17 protein-coding genes are annotated in these 19,037 nt (G+C 61.6%); 4 read left to right on the top strand and 13 right to left on the bottom strand.

What is annotated here, in order from left to right:
• The 3 genes from NKJ37_RS02020 to NKJ37_RS02010 form a co-directional block, all read right to left on the bottom strand.
• The coding region (locus NKJ37_RS02020) for a nucleotide sugar dehydrogenase (RefSeq protein ID WP_352772355.1) at positions 1–1,205 on the bottom strand (1,205 nt) is incomplete at its 3' end.
• A 43-nt stretch (positions 1,206–1,248) separates the two neighbouring features.
• Entirely contained in the window at positions 1,249–2,526 is a 1,278-nt protein-coding gene (locus NKJ37_RS02015) for a sugar transferase (protein ID WP_352772352.1), read from the bottom strand.
• Between the two features lie 364 nt (positions 2,527–2,890).
• Positions 2,891–3,481 carry a biotin transporter BioY gene (locus NKJ37_RS02010; RefSeq protein ID WP_352613250.1) on the bottom strand — a complete coding sequence of 197 codons (591 nt, stop codon included), beginning with the start codon at positions 3,479–3,481 and terminating at the stop codon, positions 2,891–2,893.
• A 117-nt stretch (positions 3,482–3,598) separates the two neighbouring features.
• Here NKJ37_RS02010 and NKJ37_RS02005 point away from each other — a divergent pair, with 117 nt between their 5' ends.
• Positions 3,599–4,525, top strand: a complete 927-nt coding sequence (locus NKJ37_RS02005) for an MBL fold metallo-hydrolase (protein WP_352613248.1) — start codon at positions 3,599–3,601, stop codon at positions 4,523–4,525.
• A 19-nt stretch (positions 4,526–4,544) separates the two neighbouring features.
• On the opposite strand, the gene NKJ37_RS02000 is transcribed toward NKJ37_RS02005, so the two are convergent.
• From NKJ37_RS02000 to NKJ37_RS01980, 5 genes are all read right to left on the bottom strand, one after another.
• On the bottom strand, positions 4,545–5,405 hold the full coding sequence (locus NKJ37_RS02000; RefSeq protein WP_352613256.1) for a phosphorylase family protein: 861 nt from the start codon (positions 5,403–5,405) through the stop codon (positions 4,545–4,547).
• 74 nt (positions 5,406–5,479) lie between these two features.
• Positions 5,480–6,271 carry an ABC transporter permease gene (locus NKJ37_RS01995; protein ID WP_128302516.1) on the bottom strand — a complete coding sequence of 264 codons (792 nt, stop codon included), beginning with the start codon at positions 6,269–6,271 and terminating at the stop codon, positions 5,480–5,482.
• Complete coding sequence (locus NKJ37_RS01990; protein WP_352442760.1) at positions 6,264–7,151, bottom strand: ABC transporter permease; 888 nt, start codon at positions 7,149–7,151, stop codon at positions 6,264–6,266. Before NKJ37_RS01990 ends, NKJ37_RS01995 begins: the two co-directional genes overlap by 8 nt.
• Entirely contained in the window at positions 7,148–8,185 is a 1,038-nt protein-coding gene (locus NKJ37_RS01985; protein ID WP_352772374.1) for an ABC transporter ATP-binding protein, read from the bottom strand. Before NKJ37_RS01985 ends, NKJ37_RS01990 begins: the two co-directional genes overlap by 4 nt.
• Before the next feature lie 27 nt (positions 8,186–8,212).
• A complete protein-coding gene (locus tag NKJ37_RS01980; RefSeq protein WP_352442761.1) occupies positions 8,213–9,253 on the bottom strand; it encodes an ABC transporter substrate-binding protein in 1,041 nt (346 codons plus the stop codon).
• 195 nt (positions 9,254–9,448) lie between these two features.
• On the opposite strand from NKJ37_RS01980, the gene NKJ37_RS01975 reads away from it, so the two are divergent.
• On the top strand, positions 9,449–10,447 hold the full coding sequence (locus NKJ37_RS01975; RefSeq protein ID WP_128302515.1) for a LacI family DNA-binding transcriptional regulator: 999 nt from the start codon (positions 9,449–9,451) through the stop codon (positions 10,445–10,447).
• 13 nt (positions 10,448–10,460) lie between these two features.
• Here the strand turns inward: NKJ37_RS01975 and NKJ37_RS01970 are convergent, their stop codons facing one another.
• Positions 10,461–11,246: a DUF1499 domain-containing protein gene (locus NKJ37_RS01970; protein WP_023808562.1), complete on the bottom strand. Its 786-nt coding sequence runs from the start codon at positions 11,244–11,246 to the stop codon at positions 10,461–10,463.
• 80 nt (positions 11,247–11,326) lie between these two features.
• Complete coding sequence (locus NKJ37_RS01965; RefSeq protein ID WP_352442762.1) at positions 11,327–12,955, bottom strand: fatty-acid--CoA ligase; 1,629 nt, start codon at positions 12,953–12,955, stop codon at positions 11,327–11,329.
• Between the two features lie 183 nt (positions 12,956–13,138).
• Between NKJ37_RS01965 and NKJ37_RS01960 the strand changes: the two genes are divergently transcribed.
• Both NKJ37_RS01960 and NKJ37_RS01955 read left to right on the top strand, forming a co-directional pair.
• A complete protein-coding gene (locus tag NKJ37_RS01960) occupies positions 13,139–13,495 on the top strand; it encodes a hypothetical protein (protein ID WP_023808564.1) in 357 nt (118 codons plus the stop codon).
• Positions 13,496–13,638: 143 nt separating this feature from the next.
• On the top strand, positions 13,639–14,028 hold the full coding sequence (locus NKJ37_RS01955) for a DUF427 domain-containing protein (protein WP_352442763.1): 390 nt from the start codon (positions 13,639–13,641) through the stop codon (positions 14,026–14,028).
• Positions 14,029–14,067: 39 nt separating this feature from the next.
• Here NKJ37_RS01955 and NKJ37_RS01950 read toward each other — a convergent pair whose 3' ends face one another.
• The 3 genes from NKJ37_RS01950 to ppdK form a co-directional block, all read right to left on the bottom strand.
• On the bottom strand, positions 14,068–14,808 hold the full coding sequence (locus tag NKJ37_RS01950; protein ID WP_023808566.1) for a polysaccharide deacetylase family protein: 741 nt from the start codon (positions 14,806–14,808) through the stop codon (positions 14,068–14,070).
• A gap of 169 nt (positions 14,809–14,977) precedes the next feature.
• On the bottom strand, positions 14,978–16,081 hold the full coding sequence (locus NKJ37_RS01945; RefSeq protein WP_352772347.1) for a glycosyltransferase family 9 protein: 1,104 nt from the start codon (positions 16,079–16,081) through the stop codon (positions 14,978–14,980).
• A gap of 118 nt (positions 16,082–16,199) precedes the next feature.
• The gene (gene ppdK / locus NKJ37_RS01940) at positions 16,200–18,878 is read right to left on the bottom strand and encodes a pyruvate, phosphate dikinase (RefSeq protein WP_352772345.1); all 2,679 of its coding nucleotides are present in this window, start codon (positions 18,876–18,878) and stop codon (positions 16,200–16,202) included.
• Positions 18,879–19,037 lie beyond the last annotated feature (159 nt).

The following is a 19,037-nucleotide window of genomic DNA, read 5'->3' as shown; positions in this document are numbered from 1 at the left end:
CAAAGCGCCTGCAGGCCGTCGACGCCCAGCGCGCGGAACTGCCTGTGGCCGACGGCCACGATAACGCCGTCATAGCGCTGATCGGGAATGTCCTTCATGCTGGCTATGCCGAAGGCACGCGCGCATTCCTGCGCGTTGACCCAGGGGTCCCATATGTCGATGCCGGCATTGTATTCCTTCAGTTGGGCAACGATATCGGCGACCTTGGAATTCCTCAGGTCCGGACAATTTTCCTTGAAGGCCGCGCCCATCACCAGAATCCGGCTGCCAACGACAGGTATTCCCTTGCGCATCATCAGGCGGGCCGTCTGATCCGCCGCGTGCTGACCCATGCCGTCATTGATACGGCGGCCGGCAAGAATCACCTCCGGATGATAGCCGAGTTCCTGGGCCTTGTGGGTGAGATAGTAGGGATCGACGCCGATGCAGTGGCCGCCGACGAGACCAGGCGTGAAGCGCAGGAAATTCCATTTGGTGCCGGCGGCTTCCAGCACTTCGGACGTGTCGATGCCCAGCTTGCCGAAGATAAGCGACAGCTCGTTCATCAGCGCGATGTTGAGGTCGCGCTGAGTGTTCTCGATGACCTTGGCCGCTTCGGCGACCGCAATGCTCGAGGTACGGTGTGTGCCTGCCGGCACGATCGAGGCATAGAGCGCATCGATACCTTCGGCCGCTTCCGGCGTCGAGCCGCTGGTGACCTTGACGATCGTTTGCAACCGATGCTCGCGGTCGCCCGGATTGATGCGCTCGGGACTGTAGCCGAGGAAGAACCCCTCATTGTAGCGCAGGCCCGAATGTTTCTCGATCAGCGGAGCGCACACCTCTTCCGTGCAGCCGGGGTAGACCGTCGATTCGAAGATCACCACCGCGCCTGGCGATATGACCTCACCGACCAAAGTCGATGCCATGATCAGCGGTTTCAGATCCGGACGATTGGCCCTGTCGATCGGCGTCGGAACCGTGACGATGAAAATCCCGCAATCGCGCAGATCGGCCTTGTCGGTGGTGAATGTCAGCCGCGACGCAGCACTGATCTCCTCGCTGCTGGCTTCCAGCGTATGGTCGTCGCCACGCCTCAGCGCGTCCACCCTCGACTGGTCGATGTCGAAACCGACGACATCCCTGCCGGCACCGAAGGCGACCGCCAGCGGCAGGCCGACATAGCCAAGCCCGATGATCGCTATTTTCCTGGAGGCGAGATCCATCTGCTTCCTGCGCTTGCTATTCCAGAGCCATGCTTCGCATTGGTTATCTCGCACCAAAGCCGGTAAGCATCGTTTTCATTGCCTTGAGGGTTATCAAAACGTCCAACCAAGGCGAAAAGTTTTTTATGTAATAGAAATCATAGTGCAATTTTTCCATAACGTCATCGACGGCAGCCACATGCCCCTGATTTACTTGTGCCCACCCACTTATGCCTGGCCTGACGATATGCCTGTAGCGATAGAATGGCAGCTCAGCCTCGTACCACTGTGACAGCACGACAGCTTCCGGTCGCGGTCCGATCCAACTCATTTCGCCACGCAGGATGTTGATGACCTGCGGCAGTTCGTCGATCCTGGATTTTCGCAGGAAACGCCCGACTCGGGTGATGCGATCATCATCGCGCCTGGTGATCGCCCTCTCCTTGTCGCTGCCGGCGTCAGAGTGCTGGCGCATCGAGCGAAACTTGTAGACCGTGCAGATCTTGCCCCGGTAGCCCATGCGCTGCTGGCGAAACAGCGCGGGACCATCGGAATCCAGCCGGATCAGCAGCGCTATCAACGCCAGAACCGGGGAAAGAACGATAATCAAGACAAGTGCCGAGACCCAGTCGGCTGCCTGCTTGATCTTGAGATAGGCCTGGTTCGGATTGAGTGAACCAAGCGTGTTTTCCGACAGGTGCTCGATCTCGACCCGACCGGTCAGCGACTCGCTGACCTGCTTGACGTGGTATACGGGTGTTCCCGAAAGGGCCCGATCCGCGATGTACCGTTCCCATTCCGCGCCAAGATCGGCACGCAGATCAACGACCACGCCGCTGGCTCTTTCGATTATCGTACTGGTCGACTTGATCCAAAACCAATGCACACCCGGTAACGTCTTGAGGCGCTCGACATCTCCGCCGGGAATCACGACGAGCCGGTACGGATCGAGACGCCGCGTCAACAGGCTCAGGCCGAAATACCAGAGCGTGGACTGCGTGAAACTGGCGGCGGCTTGAAACCGGCTGTACTCGAACCGAAAAAAGAAGATGGTCAGGAAAACAGCCCCATAGGACAGGGCAAATGTCGGCAAGATGTAACTTGCCGCGGCCACGCCCGGGAAATTTCCGATGCGGCGATAGGACAAGAAGCCCACAAGGTGCGCGATGACCGCAGCTGCCACCGTGACCTGAAGATTGGCCGAATAGATAAATTCAGGATTGAAGACAATCCGGATGATCGCCGGCGCAAAAATCGCGAATGTCAGTCCGCCAAGCAGTTGAAACCGAATCCTGAACAGGAAGTGCCGGCTTCCGGCAATAGTCGACGCTGCGACATTCAACGTCTTCCCCCCTTCCCCGAAGCTGCCGTGTCGGCGACAGACCAGCGCGATAGTGCATCTGACCTGATCGCTCACAACAACGAATCGGACGTCTCGCCCCCCGGCGATTCGATACAGTCGAAGACCAAGAGCTACGACAGCGCGGCTGCGCCAGCAAGCATCTATTTCTCAGATCAACAGTGCGGGAATTGAAAAGCCTGGGCTAATAAAGCGGCTTAATGATCATTACTGAAGATGTCGCAGCGTCTAGGGCGATATAACCGACAATCTATCGAGGTTGGCGGACACCAGACCGGAAATCGGCCAGTCACGCCGCTCCGGCCAGTGGCTTGATTGCCCCTGGCCGTTTCTTCGATCGCGCGCTTCAGCCGCGCTTGAGCAGCGTCCAGACGGCCGGCACCAGGCTTGCCGCGAGAGCCACCTTGATCAGGTCGCCGACGATGAACGGCACGACGCCGAACTGCCACGATTTTTCCGGGCCGATCAGCGCCGCCAGCCAGGCGAAACCCATCGCCATCATGACGACCTCGGCAACCAGCATGGCGTTGAAAAGCTTGATCGGATGGCGGTCCCAGCCGCGATCCGCCGCCCAGCCGACGATTGCCGCCATGACCACGAAGCCTGCGAGATAACCGCCGGTCGAGCCGAGCATGTAGGCAATGCCGAGACCCTTTTCAGGCGTGCTCTGGAAGACGGGGAAGCCCATGGCGCCCTCCGCCATGTAGAGCAGCAGGGTGGCGACGCCGAGACGCATGCCGAAAGCGGCGGCGATCAGCAGCACGGCCAGCGTCTGCATCGAAATGTCGACCGGCCCGAGCATAACCTTGGTCTTGGCCGACAGGGTCAGCACAAGCGTTCCGGCGATGGCCAGGAAAAGCTGCGTTGCCAGCCGCGCCGCGCCATTTTGCGGCAGAGCCAGAGAAACAAGCGGACGCATCGTAGTTGCAATTGCCATGGTATTTCCCCAATCCGATTGCCGCACACCGATGTTCGCGGCCTCACATCCTCCTATATTGGCTTGCGTGTTATGCGGCAATCGGTTTTGCCGTTTCCCGAAACAAGGCACCGATGCATGGCACTGAAATTCGATACCGGCTTCGACCCCTTCTATGGCCAGGGGGTGAACGTCGCGCCCGATGTCCAGCGCATCACGGCCCGCAATCCAAGCCCTTTCACCTTTCACGGCACCAACAGCTACATAATTGGCCGCGATACGCTGGCGGTGATCGATCCGGGGCCGGATGACGAGGCGCATCTGCGGACCCTGCTCGGCGTGATCGCAGACCGGCCGGTCAGCCATATCTTCGTCAGCCACACGCATCGCGACCACTCCCCGCTGGCGGCCCGCCTGAAAGAGCGCACCGGCGCCCTCGTGCTGGCAGAGGGGCCGCACCGGCCGGCAAGAGCCCTGCATATCGGCGAGACCAATGCGCTCGATGCCAGTGCCGACACGGGTTTCGTCCCTGATGTCGCCCTGCCCGACGGCGAGGTGGTCGACGGCGACGGCTGGTCGATCAGGACGGTTCTGACCCCGGGCCACACCGCCAATCATGCGGCATTCGCGCTGGAAAGAATTGGCGCGCTGGAAGGAATCGGTATCTTGTTTTCGGCCGATCATGTCATGGCCTGGGCAACCTCCATCGTCGCCCCGCCGGATGGAGCGATGGCCGACTACATGGCCTCGCTGGATCGCTTGATCGAACGCGGGGACCGCTTGCTGTTGCCCGGACATGGCGGGCCGGTGACAGCACCGCGGGCTTTCATGCGCGGGTTGAAGACGCATCGCAAGATGCGCGAGCGTGCCATCCTGGAGCGGGTCAAAGAGGGCGACCGGACGATCGTGGATATGGTCAAGGCGATCTACAGGGACACCGACCCGCGGCTGCATGGCGCCGCCGGATTGTCGGTGCTTGCCCATCTCGAGGATCTGACGGCGCGCGGCCTAGTTGTGACCGATGCCGCACCGGCCATCGACGGCATTTTCACGCCGGCCGGATAGGCTATCGGCGCCATTCGCTCTAGAACCGGCTGGAGCGCTCTGCTGGCTGAGGCGACTTCAAGCCCTGGCAAGAGCATTCGGGATCCGTTGGAAGACGTGCCGCGGTCTCCAGCGCAACCCGCGAGGCTGTCATGGAGAGGCTCGGCAGCACGTGCTCCTGCAGCAATTTCTGGCGCTCGCGGTCCATATAGTCGTTGAAACCGGCCGTGACGAACGCCAGGGGCACGAAACAGGCGCCGATCTCGCGCGATAAGGTGGCCTCAGGGGCGATCGAGTGGTTGAGCACGTCCGCTCCCATGTTTCGATATGCCAGAGCTTCGGCGGGAGTTGTCAGTCGCGGCCCGTAGCAGTGGGCAGCCACCAACTGCTGCTCGATGCCATGGACGCGGCATTCGGCTGGCCAATGGCGCCGGGCGGTCTCGGCCAACAATGCCGCACATCTTGGACATACGATCTGCTTGCCCGAGCAGTCGAAGCTCTGGCGGCCAGGCAGCAGCGAAAACGGGGTCTGCGACAGTTCGATGATATCGGCGTTTACGACTATGTCGCCGGGCTGGATCGCCTTGTTGACGGCGCCAACAGTCGAGCAGGCCAGCACTTGCCTTACACCCGCTTTCATCAAGACCCAGAACGCGCGGCGATGACAGGAATGGTCGATATGGTCTCGGGGATTGCCGTGCGAATACATGCACAGGGCACGTTTCGTTTTGCCCTCGACGGTAATAGATGCATCGAATTCGAGCAGCTTCCAATTGTCGCTGGGACCGAAAGGCGTTTGGAAACTCATGTCTCGCTGCAAGGTGCGGACGCCATCAACTTCGACATCTTCCGGAAAGGCGAGACCCCAATTCGCCGATCCGGTGATGATCGCCAACCCCACTTGGGGTATGTCCGTTGAATGATCGGCCAGATCGTCGGCTGCATGATGATTGTTGGGCATGTTTTCAGTCTCGCTCAGGATTTTTGGCGAAGGGTCACGACCAGGACAACGACCACGACGATGACGGTCCACAAGGTCGAAATCGCCGCGATGGTCGGGTCGATCTGATCGCGCAGCGACAGGAACATGAGCTTCGGCAGCGTGCTGTTTTGACCACTCGCGACGAAGATCGAAATGACGGATTCGTCTAGCGAGGTCAGGAAGGCCATCAGTGTGGCCGACAACAGACTGATCTGAAGTTGGGGGACAATTATTCCGCCAATGGCTCTCGCCCAGTTTGCGCCCAGGCTGCGCGCCGCCTGAACCTGGTTCCAGTCAAAGCGGGCCAAGGCGGGCAACAACACAATGCACGCGACCGGAATGGCTAGTACCACATGTCCGACCAGGACACCGAACAGCGTTCCGACAAGACGTTGCGCCGCCAGAACAAAGAAGAGACCGATCGCGAGCAGGATCCCCGGCACAATGGACGGGGTGAGCAGAACGCCCTGAATGGTTACGGCGGCCTTTCCGCCGAGCCGGTTGATCGAGATGCCGGCCAGAAGCCCCAGCGGCACTGTGATCATCGCTGTCAATGTGCCGAGGATCAGGCTCGTCCTGAGTGCGGCCATCCATGTCGCCGAACCGAAGAAAGTCTCGTACCAGCGCAACGAGTATGCGCGCGGTGGGAACTCGAGAAGATTGGACGCCGAAAAGGAGAGCGGGACGACGACGAGCGTCGGCAGCATCAGGAACGCCATAACGAGCGCACAAAAGCTCCACAGGAGGATGCGGGCCAGCCTGCTGTCTGGATAGGCTTCAAGCATGGGCTGTGCCGATGCTGCGTCCGGCAATGAGCCGCCGCGCAGCCAGGAACATCACCCCCACCAACGCCATAAGAACGAGGAGCAGAATGCCCAGGACGCTCGCCGAGCCCCAATCCTGGAAGGTCGATAGCGTGCGCTCGATCCGGGTGGAAAGCGGATTTACCTTGCCGCCGCCAAGCACCGCGGGCGTGATGAAGAACCCTATGGTGTAAATGAAGACGATGATCGAACCCGAGAAGATGCCGCCGGCCGAAAGCGGCAGGATGACCGTGCGGATCGTTTGCCCGAGAGTGGCGCCCATGCTCGCCGACGCGCGGACGAGGTTTGCATCGATATCGCGCATCGCCGCATAAACGGGCAGCAGAAAAAGCGGCAGCATGTAGTGAACCATGCCGATCAGCGTTCCCGTGAAATTGTAGACCAGCGGCAATGGCTCAGCTGTCAGGCCTGAACCCGTCAAAGTTGCGTTGATCAGGCCATCGCGCCGCAACAGCACGAGCCAGCCATAGGTGCGCACCAGAATGGAGGTCCACAACGGCAGCATGACGAAGGCCATCAGCAAATTGGCCACCCTTGGTCTGGCGCTGGCCAGGGCGAGCGCCAGGGGAGTACCGAGAAGAATGCAGATCGCCAGCGTGCCCAGGGACAGTTCAAGGGTTGTGACCAGTGCCGACCATGTCAGCCCGCTCGAAAGCACCTTCTCGTAGTTGCCGACGGTGTACTCGCCCCCCGTGGTCAGGAAGGATTGCCGGATGATCCATAGGATAGGCATTATCGCCGCCAGTCCGACGATGAACAGCGCAGGCAGTGAAAGCGAGAGGAAGAACCGCCGCTCGCGTCGCGCGTCTGCCGCGAGCGCAGGATCGGCAAGGACGGTCACGCTACCACTCCCGGTATCGCGTGAACTTTCGCTGCTGGTGCATAGGCGGTCACCCGCTGACCGGCGGCAAGTTCGGCGCAGCCGCTGGCCAGCGCCGCCGGAATGCAGACAAGTATCTCTTGCCCGCCGTCAAGCGCCAGCGTCAAAAGCCAGTTCTCGCCACGAAACGCCTTGGCGCGCAGCGTTCCCTCAAGGGCCACCCCGTCTGGCCCGACGAGCTTCGCATCAAGATGGAAGCATTCCGCGCGGATCATCAGAGCTTCGCGTGACGCATCGGCGCCGTCTATTCTGCGCGCCGAGCCCGGGGCCACAATGTTGGCCTCGCCCATGAACTCCGCGACGAAGCGGGTCGATGGACGATCATAGATCCGCTGTGGCGTATCGATCTGCTGGATGCGGCCGGAATTCATCACCGCGATCCTGTCGGACATGTTTAGCGCTTCGCGCTGGTCATGCGTCACATAGACCGTGGTGATCCCCAGATCATCGTGCAGACGCCGGATCTCGTACTGCATGGTTTCGCGCAGGTTCTTGTCGAGCGCCGACAACGGCTCGTCCATCAGCATCACGCGTGGCTCAAAGACGATCGCCCGCGCCAACGCCACCCGCTGGCGCTGGCCGCCGGACAATGCGGCAATGTTGCGCTCCGCCAAACCTTCAAGCTTCACGCGGGCCAAAGTGTCGAGTGCCCTCTGGCGGGCCTCGGCTTTCGGCGTCTTGCGCAGCACCAACGGATACTCGACATTTGCCAGAACGTTCATGTGGGGAAACAGGGCGTAGTTCTGGAAGACTATGCCGATGTCGCGCTTGTTGGGGGCCAGGCGGGTAATGTCCCGATCGTCCAACAAAAGTTTACCGGAATCGGGCCGGACAAATCCGGCCAAAGCCATGAGCAGCGTGGTCTTGCCCGATCCGGACGGCCCCAAGAGCGTGAGAAATTCGCCAGCCTGAATGTCGAGCGAGACATCGTCCAGCGCGACGTAAGATCCGTAGGTCTTGCGCACGCTGTCGATGGTGATCGGGAGCGACTTCATCATGTGCTTCAGCCTTAAAGCTGAGACTCAGCGGGCCATCATCTCATCGAAGGTTTTTTGAGCAGCTTCGCCATTCTTGACCCACCAGTCCGCATTCGAAAACACCGAAGTGCCGGCATTTTCAGGCGCGGTCGCAAGGGTCTTCAGACGGTCCTCGGGAATAAGGCCACCCTCATAGCCAGCAGGATTGACCGGGCCATAAGCGATGAAATCGGTCAGCTTCGCCACGCGCGCGGGCTGTGTCATCGCCGCGATGAGTTTCATGGCCGCTTCCTTGTTCGGCGCCCCCTTCGGTACCCCGAGGCAATCCGTACCGATGACGGAACCCTTGAACGTGTAATCGACCGCGCCGCCATCCGCTTTCACGGTTTGGGCCCGCCCGTTCCAGGTAACGACCAAATCCGCCTCGCCATCTTTCAGCAACTGCGCGGACTGAGCTCCCGAAGTCCACCACACCGCGACATTTGGTTTGATCGCTTCAAGCCGCTTGATCGCGCGATCCAGGCCCTCCGGCGTGCTGAGCACGGAATACACGTCGGCCGGTGCTACGCCGTCCGAGAGCAGCGCGATCTCGATCGAGTCCTGTGCATTGGCGCGGAGGGCGCGACGGCCCGGAAATTGGGCAACATCCCAGAACTCCGCCCATGTCTTTGGCGGGTTCTCGCCATAGGTTTTGGTGTTCCAGGACATGACGGTGCCATAGGAGTCGAACGGATAGCAGTAGTCGGACTTTGCGCCATCCGGCACGGCCTTTGGATCGATGATCTTGTAGTCGAGCGGCTCCAGCAGCGACTGTGCGGCGGCCTGCGCGCCCTCCGGTGAGCCCAGGTGAATGACGTCGGTTGTGACCGCGCCCGAGGTGACCTGCATCTTCAGGGCGGCCAAGCCGTCGCTGAGGGTCTCCTCGCGGACATCATAGCCAAGCTCTTTTGCAGCGGGGGCCCACATGGCTTCCTTCATGGCGTTGCCATAATCGCCGCCCGCGGTCGTGATGGTGACTGATTGGGCATAGACCGGCACGGCGGCCGAGAATGCTAATGCCGTCAAGGAAATGCGTAACCAAGACATAGGTTCTCCTCCCTAGAATTTGTTGAGACGCGCTCAAAATGGCCAATTCTTGACAATCGTAACGTTACGATTGCATCCAATTGCAGGAGAGTCAAGCTGCTTTAGCGAGAGCTTGGATTGACCGTGAGGTGGAATTCGGTCACGTAGTGGAAGTCAGCAAATCAGCCGGCGCTTTCGCAAATGAGGTCGGGCGACATGACCAACCTGAAACAGATCGCGGCGGAACTTTCCCTTTCGGTCACCACGGTATCCCGCGCGCTGAAGGATGGGCCGGAGGTTCATCCCGCCACCATCGCTCGCGTCAAGGAAGTGGCGCAGCGGGTCGGCTATGTGCCAAATCATCATGGCTTCGCGCTCAAAACTGGCCGCACGCTGACGATGACAGCAATATACCCGATGGAAACACAAGATCATCTGTCCGATCTGTTGAAGCTTCCGTTAATCGAAGGCATGACGCTGGCGGCGCGGCAAGCGGGTTATAGCCTATCCATCTACTCCACCACGCCCGATGATGATCCCATCGAGAGTGTGCAGCGACAGCTTCAGGCGGGCAGCACAGACGGACTGATTATCACACGCATGGTCTCGGGTGATCCGCGCGTTAAGCTATTGCTGGATAGAGGCATGCCATTCGTCGCGTTTGGAAGAACTGACCTGGATACAGCATATCCTTATGTCGACATCGACAATGAACAGATTGCCTACGAGGCGACCCGGCGGCTCATGGACAAGGGCTGCCGACGCATTGCGCTGCAACTTCTCGTTCCGGGCGACCAGGCGAGTGCCATGCGTCTTTCCGGGTATGGAAGGGCAATGGCCGAGGCTGGTATTCCGATCGACCAGTCGCTGATCGGTCATGGAATGTTCACCATGGAATCGAGCGCAGCCTGGTTCGATCGCATGCTGGCCTGGTCAGATCCGCCGACGGGCTTGGCATGCGCCAACGAACTGGGCCTTCTGGGGGCATTACACGCTCTCGGCAGAAGAGGTCTCGCGCCAGGGAGTGACATCCACATTGTCACTCGGGACAGCACGCGGCTATCGCGCTTCCTGCCTGCGAAGATCGGCGTTCATTTCGTGGACATAGCGGGTGTCGGACGCAAACTTGTCGAAGTCCTGGAGAGCCGGATCGCCAATCCGATTGGACCGGTCGCGACAGTCTTGTTCAAAGGAGAGTTCGACCCTGGCGAATAGCCTCCCCTGGGTCTCATTCGACCGGAGCGGCGCCAACCTGACCGGCGACTTCCTGGTCGAGTTCCGCGAGAAATTCGGTGATGCGCGCCGCATTGTCGCCGAGGTCGTAGCGGCCGTAGCGGGATGCCGACCGCATGTCGACGATGACCGTGTCGCCATCGTCCGTCACGCGGATCGCCACGTCGGCGGGAAGGCCGATCACGAAGCCCTTGGCGACGGCGGTGATGGTCACCTCGCTTTGCCCGGCGAGATCGGGATAGGGTTCCGACAGCTCCCAGTCGCGCCGGTCGAGCACGGTTTCGACGGCATTGACGACGGTCTCGAACGGCAGGTCGTAGCTGCGTGCGCTGACCAGCGGATAGCTATCGGTCTGCAGCCGCTGTTCCCCAGGCGTCGACGGCGCAAGCACGTTCATATCCTTCCTCCGGTCGCTCACGTCGAGCGCCGGCGGTTCGTCGAAATCCGTCGAGATATCCCTGAGCGGCGGATAGATCGTCGCCCAGTAGGCGGCGACGCCATAGGGTGCGAGCACCAGCAGTGCCAGCAGCGCGCCGACCGTCAGGTCGCGACCGCCGCGGTCGCCGAAATTCCAGAGCCGCGAAAAGGCAAACCCGGCAAACAACAGCGCCATCGCCGCCAGCAGCGCGACAATGCCCAGCACCCACAGAAAGACAGGTGTTTCGACGAGATCGAAGCGATGGCCGACGAAGACCGTCAGCAGCAGCACCAACGAAAAAGCGGCCGTGCGCCGCGACCAGCCGGCCGCCTTCGACGTTTGCCGTTCAGGAATGCTAACCATCGTTTTCCGTGCTGCCCCAACCCGAACGGAGACTTAGTGCCTTTTTGCGATGGCATGAAGCCGAAACATGCACCATCGCGTCAATCCGTCGGCAGGCGATAGTCCTTGAATTGCTGGCGCAAGGTGATCTTCTGGATCTTGCCGGTGGCGGTGTGCGGAATTTCACCGACGAAAGCGACATCGTCCGGCATCCACCATTTGGCCACCTTGCCGTCCATGAAGTCGAGAATGTCAGCCTTGGTCGGTTCCTTGCCCGGTTTGCGGACGACGACCAGCAGCGGCCGTTCGCCCCATTTCGAATGCTGAACGCCGATGGCTGCCGCCTCGGCGACATCGGGATGGCCAACAGCCAGATTCTCGAGGTCGATGGTCGAAATCCATTCGCCGCCGGACTTGATGACGTCCTTGGCGCGATCGGTGATCTGCATGTAGCCGCCGGCGTCGATGTGGGCGACGTCGCCAGTGTCGAACCAGCCATCCTCATCGAACTGCTCCACGCCGGCGCCGCCATAATAGGCACGGGCAACGGCCGGCCCACGCACTTTCAGGCGGCCAAAAGTCTTGCCGTCCCAAGGCTGCTCGTTGTTGTCGTCGTCGGTCACCTTCATTTCGACGCCGAAGGGCGGATGGCCCTGTTTCTGCTGGACATCGAGCCGGGCTTCGCCCTCAAGACCGGCATGGTCCGGCTTCAGGGTGCACAGCGTGCCGAGCGGCGACATTTCGGTCATACCCCACGCATGGATGACCTGGACATCGTAGTTCTGCTGGAACTTGGTCATGATCGCGCGCGGGCACGACGAGCCGCCGATGACAACCTTGTTCAGATAGGGAAGCTTCTTGCCGGTCTCCTCCAGATGCTGCAGCAGCATCATCCAGACGGTCGGCACGGCGGCGCTGAAGGTCACCTTCTCGGTGTCGAGCAATTCATAGATCGAGGCGCCATCCATCTTGCAGCCGGGCATGACCAGCTTGGCACCGATCATCGGCCCGCTCTGGCCAAGGCCCCAGGCATTGGCGTGAAACATCGGCACGACAGGCAGGATCGTATCGCGCGACGACAGTCCCATGGCGTCGGGCATGGCAGCGATCATGGCGTGCAGCACGTTCGAACGATGGCTGTAGACGACGCCCTTGGGATCGCCCGTGGTCCCGGACGTGTAGCACATGCCGGCGGCGGTGCTTTCGTCGAAGGTCTTCCAGGCGAAGTCGCCATCCGCCTCGTCAAGCCAGTCTTCATAGGCGACCGCGTTGGGCAATGTCGTCGGCGGCATATGCGCCCTGTCGGTCAGCACGATCACCTGTTTCAGCGATTTTACGGCGCCGGCGATTTTCTCGAGCAGCGGCACGAAGGTCAGGTCGACGAAGACTGCCTTGTCCTCGGCATGGTTCATGATCCAGACGATCTGCTCGGGAAACAGCCGCGGATTGAGCGTGTGGTAGATGGCGCCGATGCCCATGATGCCGTACCAGGCCTCGATATGGCGTGCGGTGTTCCAGGCCAGCGTCGCGATGCGGTCGCCCAGCCCATAGCCGTCGCGCTCCAGCCGCTGGGCGACCTTCAGGGCACGACGATGGATGTCGGCGTAAGTGGTACGCACGATCGGCCCCTCGATCGAGCGCGTCACGATCTTACGCACGCCATGCTGCCGCTCGGCATTGTCGATGAGCTTATGGCAAAGCAGCGGCCATTCCTGCATCAGTCCCAGCATTCGGTCCTCCCTCACGCTTTTGCGTTGTGCTTTTCGGGCTATTGTGGAGCGAACCGGCCGATTGTCCAGCCGCCAGCACCACCCAGCGCCGCATTGGTGGAAAACCGCCACAATCCGGCCATCGTCCGCGTTAAGTTTCGTTAACGGGCAAAGGGGTGCGATTGGCGACTGAAAGAGGTTCGCATGGACGCGCAGCTCGACGACAAGGCTCTCGAGAGTACGCTTGCCGAAAGTCTGGCCGATGTGGTGCCGGACACAAAGACTGTTTCCGAAGATGAATTTGTTGAAGTTGTCGGCGGCGCGCTGGAAGCGGTCGGCGGCACGCTGCTGTTCAAGATGTGCGTCCAGAATCAGGGCGAGGACCAGCACGTCGCGGCCGCGTCAGTCGGCGATGGCGGAAACCGCCAGTTCCTGCTGCTCACCTTGCCTACCGGCGGCGGTTCCTTGAAGGTCGAGACCGTATCGAGAAGCAGCAACCCGGTCGCCGGGATCGCTGCCGCCTATGCCGGTCTCATGGACGTGTTCAAGGCCGCTGCCTGACAGCTGACGACAAGTATCTCGAGGGTTCCAAGGCGCGGTCCATCGGCGTCGGCAAGGCAAGTTTTGCGTGCTGGATGGCGATAGCGGCTTGCACAATGCGCTTGCGCGACACACCTTTAAGTCGACGCAAGGAGAGCCCCCGCATGGATCAGATCGCCAACCCCGCACCCGGTTTCCAACGCAACCCGGACAAAATCATCACCATCGAGCCCTATGCCGGCACCGTTACCGTGCGTGCCGGAGACGTGGTCATCGCTTCAACAGCGAAGGCCAAGGTGCTGACCGAGGCCCCCTATCCGGCGGCGTTCTACATTCCGTTCGCCGACATCGATTTCGGCAAGCTCGGCCGCACCGACCACTCGACCCATTGCCCCTACAAGGGCGATGCAAGCTATTGGAGCGTGCTGCCTGCCGGCGAGACCGGCCAGAACGCCATGTGGGCCTACGAGCGGCCTTTCGACGAAATGGCTGAAATCCGCAACCACGGCGCATTCTACGCCAGCAAGGTCACGATCGAAGCCAAACCAGACTGAGCCCACGCCGACGGCATCGAGATCCGCTCGGCTGGCCAGTCACTCCGTCGTGCCGTTGTTGCCGATGCCTTCGGCATCGTCGAGCCGCACAAAGGTCAAGCCCTTGGCCTTGAGCGCCAGCAGCCCCTGCACCACGCCTTCGCCGGCCGCATGGGTCGGCTGGTTGATGTGCGAGATGATGACGTCGCCATCCTTGGCCGCCGCGATGCGCCGGGCGGTCTCCTTGGCGCCGAGCAAAGAGCCACCGTCGCCGTTTATCGAGAAACCCGCGACCTTGAAGCCAAGCTTGCGGATCATGGCGATTGCCGACGGGCTGTATTCGGCGGTTGCGCCACGGAACCATTTCGGCGCCGGCTCGCCGGTCCCGGCAAGAGCGGCGGCTCCCGATTCGACCTCGGCCAGCACCGCGTCCGGGCTGCCGGCGCTGCGGATGCCATAGATTTTCCGCGGCGTGTCGACCGCCGGAATGTGGTGGCCGCCGTGATTTTCCAGTTCGAACAGATCGGGATGCGCCCGCATGATCTCGACCGCGGCGGCGTTTCGCCTCAGCCAGATGCCGGTGACGAAAATGGTGGCGGGAATCTTGTTGTCCACCAGCGCCGAAAGGATCCGGTTGTCGGTCTGTCCACCGCACGCGTCGAGCGTAAGCGCCACACGGCCGGCTCCGCTCGCCTGCGACTTGATGTGCAGCGTCGGCTCGACGAGCGGCGCGGCATGGCTGGCGGATGCCATCGCCCACGACAGGGCGATCATGCAGAGATTTTTTTGCAGCAGGCGCATCAAACCGATTCCCGGACCCGTCATTTCAAGCAGGCATCCCAACGACCCGCATGAAGGCGGAAATCGGGATGGTGCATAGCTGAAAAGCGCTCCGCGACAATGTGACCGTTCCTGTGGGCGACAGGTCATTCCACCGCGTCGAGAGCGGTCGTGCATGCGGCGCATGATCTCAGATGGCGTGTTCCAGTTTCATTTCGGTGCGCGAAAGAACCTCGCGCACCGCATCGACCACAGGCTTGACCTCCAGGCCCCAGACGCAGCATGCTTTGCTCGGATCCGGCGCGCGGCAGAGGTTTTCGGCCATGCAGGCGCAAGGCATCGGCGGCTGGAGCGAGATGCTGGGCACGCCGACGGGACCCCAGCGCGACGGCTCCGTCAGACCGAACAATCCGACAACCGGGGTTCCGGTGGCTGCGGCCATGTGCATCGGGCCGCTCTCATTGCCGAGAAACAGCCGAGCCTGTTTCAGCAACGCCAGCAGGCTTTCAAGCGACAGGTCACCGACGAGATTGACGACCGAGGGCGCGGTTCTGGCGACGATACGTTCGGCGATCTCGCGCTCGTCCGGGCCGCCCACCAGGACGACATCCAGGCTGGTCTCGCCGGCAATCTCGACGATCACTGCTGCAAACCGCTCCGGCTGCCAACGTCGGCCCTCGAAGCTTGCACCCGCATGCACGGCGATGAATGCGTTTGGCCGCAGATGGTGCTTACCCAGCAGCGCCAGTGCTTTCGCCGTCTCCGATGGCAGCGGCTGAAGGTTCGGAATCACCGTGCGAAGTTCGATGCCGAGCGCTTCGAGCGGCGAGAGGTAGCGGTACAGGAAATGCTGACCATCAAAGCCGTAGGGCTTGGCAAAGACATTGGCGGGTTGCCGCTCCAACATACGCAAGGGTCTTTCGGAAGGATTGTAACCGACACGGGTCTTGGCGTTGACGAGCCCGGTGACCATGCGCGACGTCTTCGAATCGGTCAGGTCGATGGTCAGGTCGAAACGGAAGCGGCGCAACGCCCGCACCATGGTGTAGAGCTCCTTCCCGCGCTCCAAGGGCGTTCCGCGCATGCGGTCGCGCCTGAATGCGACCACCTCGGAAGCGATACCATGGGCCATGACGAAGCTCTCGAAGCGGGCCTCGCACAGAAAGACGATGCTGGCGCCGGGGAATTCGAGCCGCAGGTTCTTGGCGAGCGCCGAGGCGAGGACGAGATCGCCTATAAACTTGGTTTGGATGACCAGGATCGAGTGGAACGGCGCGGGAGAAATCTGCAGCATCTGTTTCCGGGAGCAATTTGCGGATGGCCGCAAATTGGGCAGGAACAATGTCGAGATTACGCGACGCCGCCAGCACGTTCGCGTGAATTGCCTTACAAAACGGTAAGCTGGATGGATCCTATCCTCGGCCTGCCTTCGCAACCAGCACCGCTGCCTGCGCGGCCGCCAGCCTGGCGATCGGCACGCGATAGGGCGAACAGGACACGTAGTCGAGGCCGACCTCTTCGCAAAAGCGGATCGAGGCCGGATCGCCGCCATGTTCGCCGCAGATACCGAGCTTGATGTCGGGCCGCGTCGCCTTGCCCTTTTGCGCGGCCATGCGCACCAGTTCGCCGACGCCGTCGATGTCGAGCGAGACGAACGGGTCCTGATCGATAATGCCCTTCTGGCGGTAGGTTTCCAGGAACGAGGCCGCATCGTCGCGCGAGATGCCGAAGGTCGTCTGGGTCAGGTCGTTGGTGCCGAAGGAGAAGAATTCGGCTGACTCTGCAATGACATGGGCACGGATCGCGGCACGGGGGAGTTCAATCATGGTTCCCGTGAGATAGTCGATCTTGACGCCGGTTTCCTCCATGACGCTCTTGGCAACCGCATCGATGCGCGCCTTGACGTAATCGAGCTCCTTCACCAGGCCGACCAACGGCACCATGATCTCGGGGACCACCAGGGCGCCAGCCTTCCTGCCGGCCTCCACCGCCGCCTCGAAAATGGCGCGTGCCTGCATCTCGGCGATCTCGGGATAGGAGACAGCCAGGCGGCAGCCGCGATGGCCGAGCATCGGGTTGAACTCGTGCAGTGCCTCGGTGCGCTGCCTGAGCTTGTCCGGCGACACCTTCATGGCGGCGGCGACCTCGGCCACTTCCTCCTCGGTCTTGGGCAGGAATTCGTGCAGCGGGGGATCGAGCAGGCGGATCGTCACCGGCAGGCCGGCCATGATCTCGAACAGTTCGAGGAAGTCCGAGCGCTGCATGGGTAGAAGCTTGGCAAGTGCGGCGCGCCTGTCCTTTTCGGTGTCGGCCAGGATCATCTCGCGCATGGCGACGATGCGCTCGCCGTCGAAGAACATGTGCTCGGTGCGGCAAAGGCCGATGCCTTCAGCGCCGAAGGAACGCGCCATGCGCGCGTCGAGCGGCGTTTCGGCATTGGTGCGCACCTTCATGCGACGCACCGCGTCGGCCCATTCCATGATGGCGGCGAAATCGCCGGAAAGTTCCGGCTGCAACATCGACACGGCGCCCTTCAGCACCTGGCCGTTGCTGCCATCGATGGTGATGATATCACCCTTGCGGAAGGTCGAGCCCATCGCCATCAGCGTGCCGGCCTTGTAGTCGACACGCAGCGAGCCGGCCCCGGAGACGCAAGGCTTGCCCATGCCGCGCGCCACCACCGCGGCGTGGCTGGTCATGCCGCCGCGCGTGGTCAGGATGCCTTCCGCCGCATGCATGCCGTGGATGTCTTCGGGACTGGTTTCGATGCGCACCAGGATCGCCTTGCGGCCTTGCGTCTTCAATTCCTCGGCGTCACCGGAGGAAAAGACGATCTCGCCGGTGGCGGCACCCGGCGACGCCGGCAGTCCGATGCCGATGACGTCGCGCGCGGCCTTGGGGTCGATGGTCGGATGCAGCAACTGGTCGAGCGAGGCCGGGTCGATACGGGCGACGGCTTCCTCTTTCGTGATCAGCCTGTCCCGCGCCATCTCGACGGCAATTTTCAGCGCCGCCTTGGCGGTGCGCTTGCCGGAGCGGGTCTGCAGCATCCACAATTTGCCGCGCTCGATGGTGAATTCGAGATCCTGCATGTCGCGGTAGTGCTTCTCCAGATTGTCGGAGATGGTGACAAAGGACTGGAACGCGTCAGGCATCAGCTTCTGCAGCGACGGCTTGTCCGAGCCGGCTGCGATACGCGCCGCTTCGGTGATGTTCTGCGGCGTGCGGATGCCGGCGACGACGTCCTCGCCCTGCGCGTTCACCAGGAACTCGCCATAGAGCATCTTTTCGCCGGTCGAAGGGTTGCGCGTGAAGGCAACGCCGGTGGCCGAGGTTTCGCCCATATTGCCGAACACCATGGCCTGGACGTTGACCGCCGTGCCCCAGCTTTCGGGAATGTCGTGCAGGCGGCGATAGGTGATGGCGCGGTTGTTCATCCAGCTCGAGAACACGGCTGATATCGCGCCCCAGAGCTGCTCGTGCGGATCCTGCGGAAAAGGCCTGCCGAGCTCTTCCTCGACCTTGGCCTTGTAGAGCGCGATGACGCCCTGCCATTCGAGCGCCGTCAGTTCGGTGTCGAGCTCGTGCCCGAGCCCGCCTTTCTGATCTTCCAAGATTTCTTCGAACACCTCATGATCGAGGCCCATGACGACATCGGAATACATCTGGATGAAGCGGCGGTAGCTGTCATAGGCAAAGCGCGCATCGCCGGAATCGGCGGCCAGCGCCTCGACCGTCTCGTCGTTCAGGCCGAGATTGAGCACGGTGTCCATCATGCCGGGCATCGAGGCGCGAGCGCCCGAACGCACCGACACCAGCAGCAGTTTCGACGGGTCGCCGAACCGACGGCCGGTCAGCCGGCCGATGTGATCGAGCGCGACCGCGACATCGGCTTCCAACCCGGCCGGATAAATACGGCCGTTGGCGTAGTAGGCGTTGCAGACCTCCGTGGTGATGGTGAAGCCCGGCGGCACCGGCAGCCCCAGGCTGCACATCTCGGCCAGGTTGGCGCCCTTGCCGCCCAGGAGATTCTTGTCGCTGGCACGGCCTTCCGCCGCACCATCGCCAAAGGTGAAAACCCATTTGGTCATGCATCACTCTCCGGTTGCAGGAGATTGGAAAGATTGGCGAAACGGAAAGTTCCGCCGGTCCGTCCTTGGAGCGATATGATGCTGCAGTGCGAAAGGCAAGCGCCGGCAAAGCGGTCGGCCTTCTACAATCGATTAAGCAAAAGCCGCGTCCGAAGATGC

The sequence above is a fragment of the Mesorhizobium sp. M0140 genome, assembly GCF_040322475.1.
In the GTDB taxonomy this organism is placed as follows: Bacteria; Pseudomonadota; Alphaproteobacteria; order Rhizobiales; family Rhizobiaceae; genus Mesorhizobium.
The sequence above is the reverse complement of the archived record's forward strand: the minus strand, read 5'-3'. Positions and strand labels throughout refer to the sequence as shown.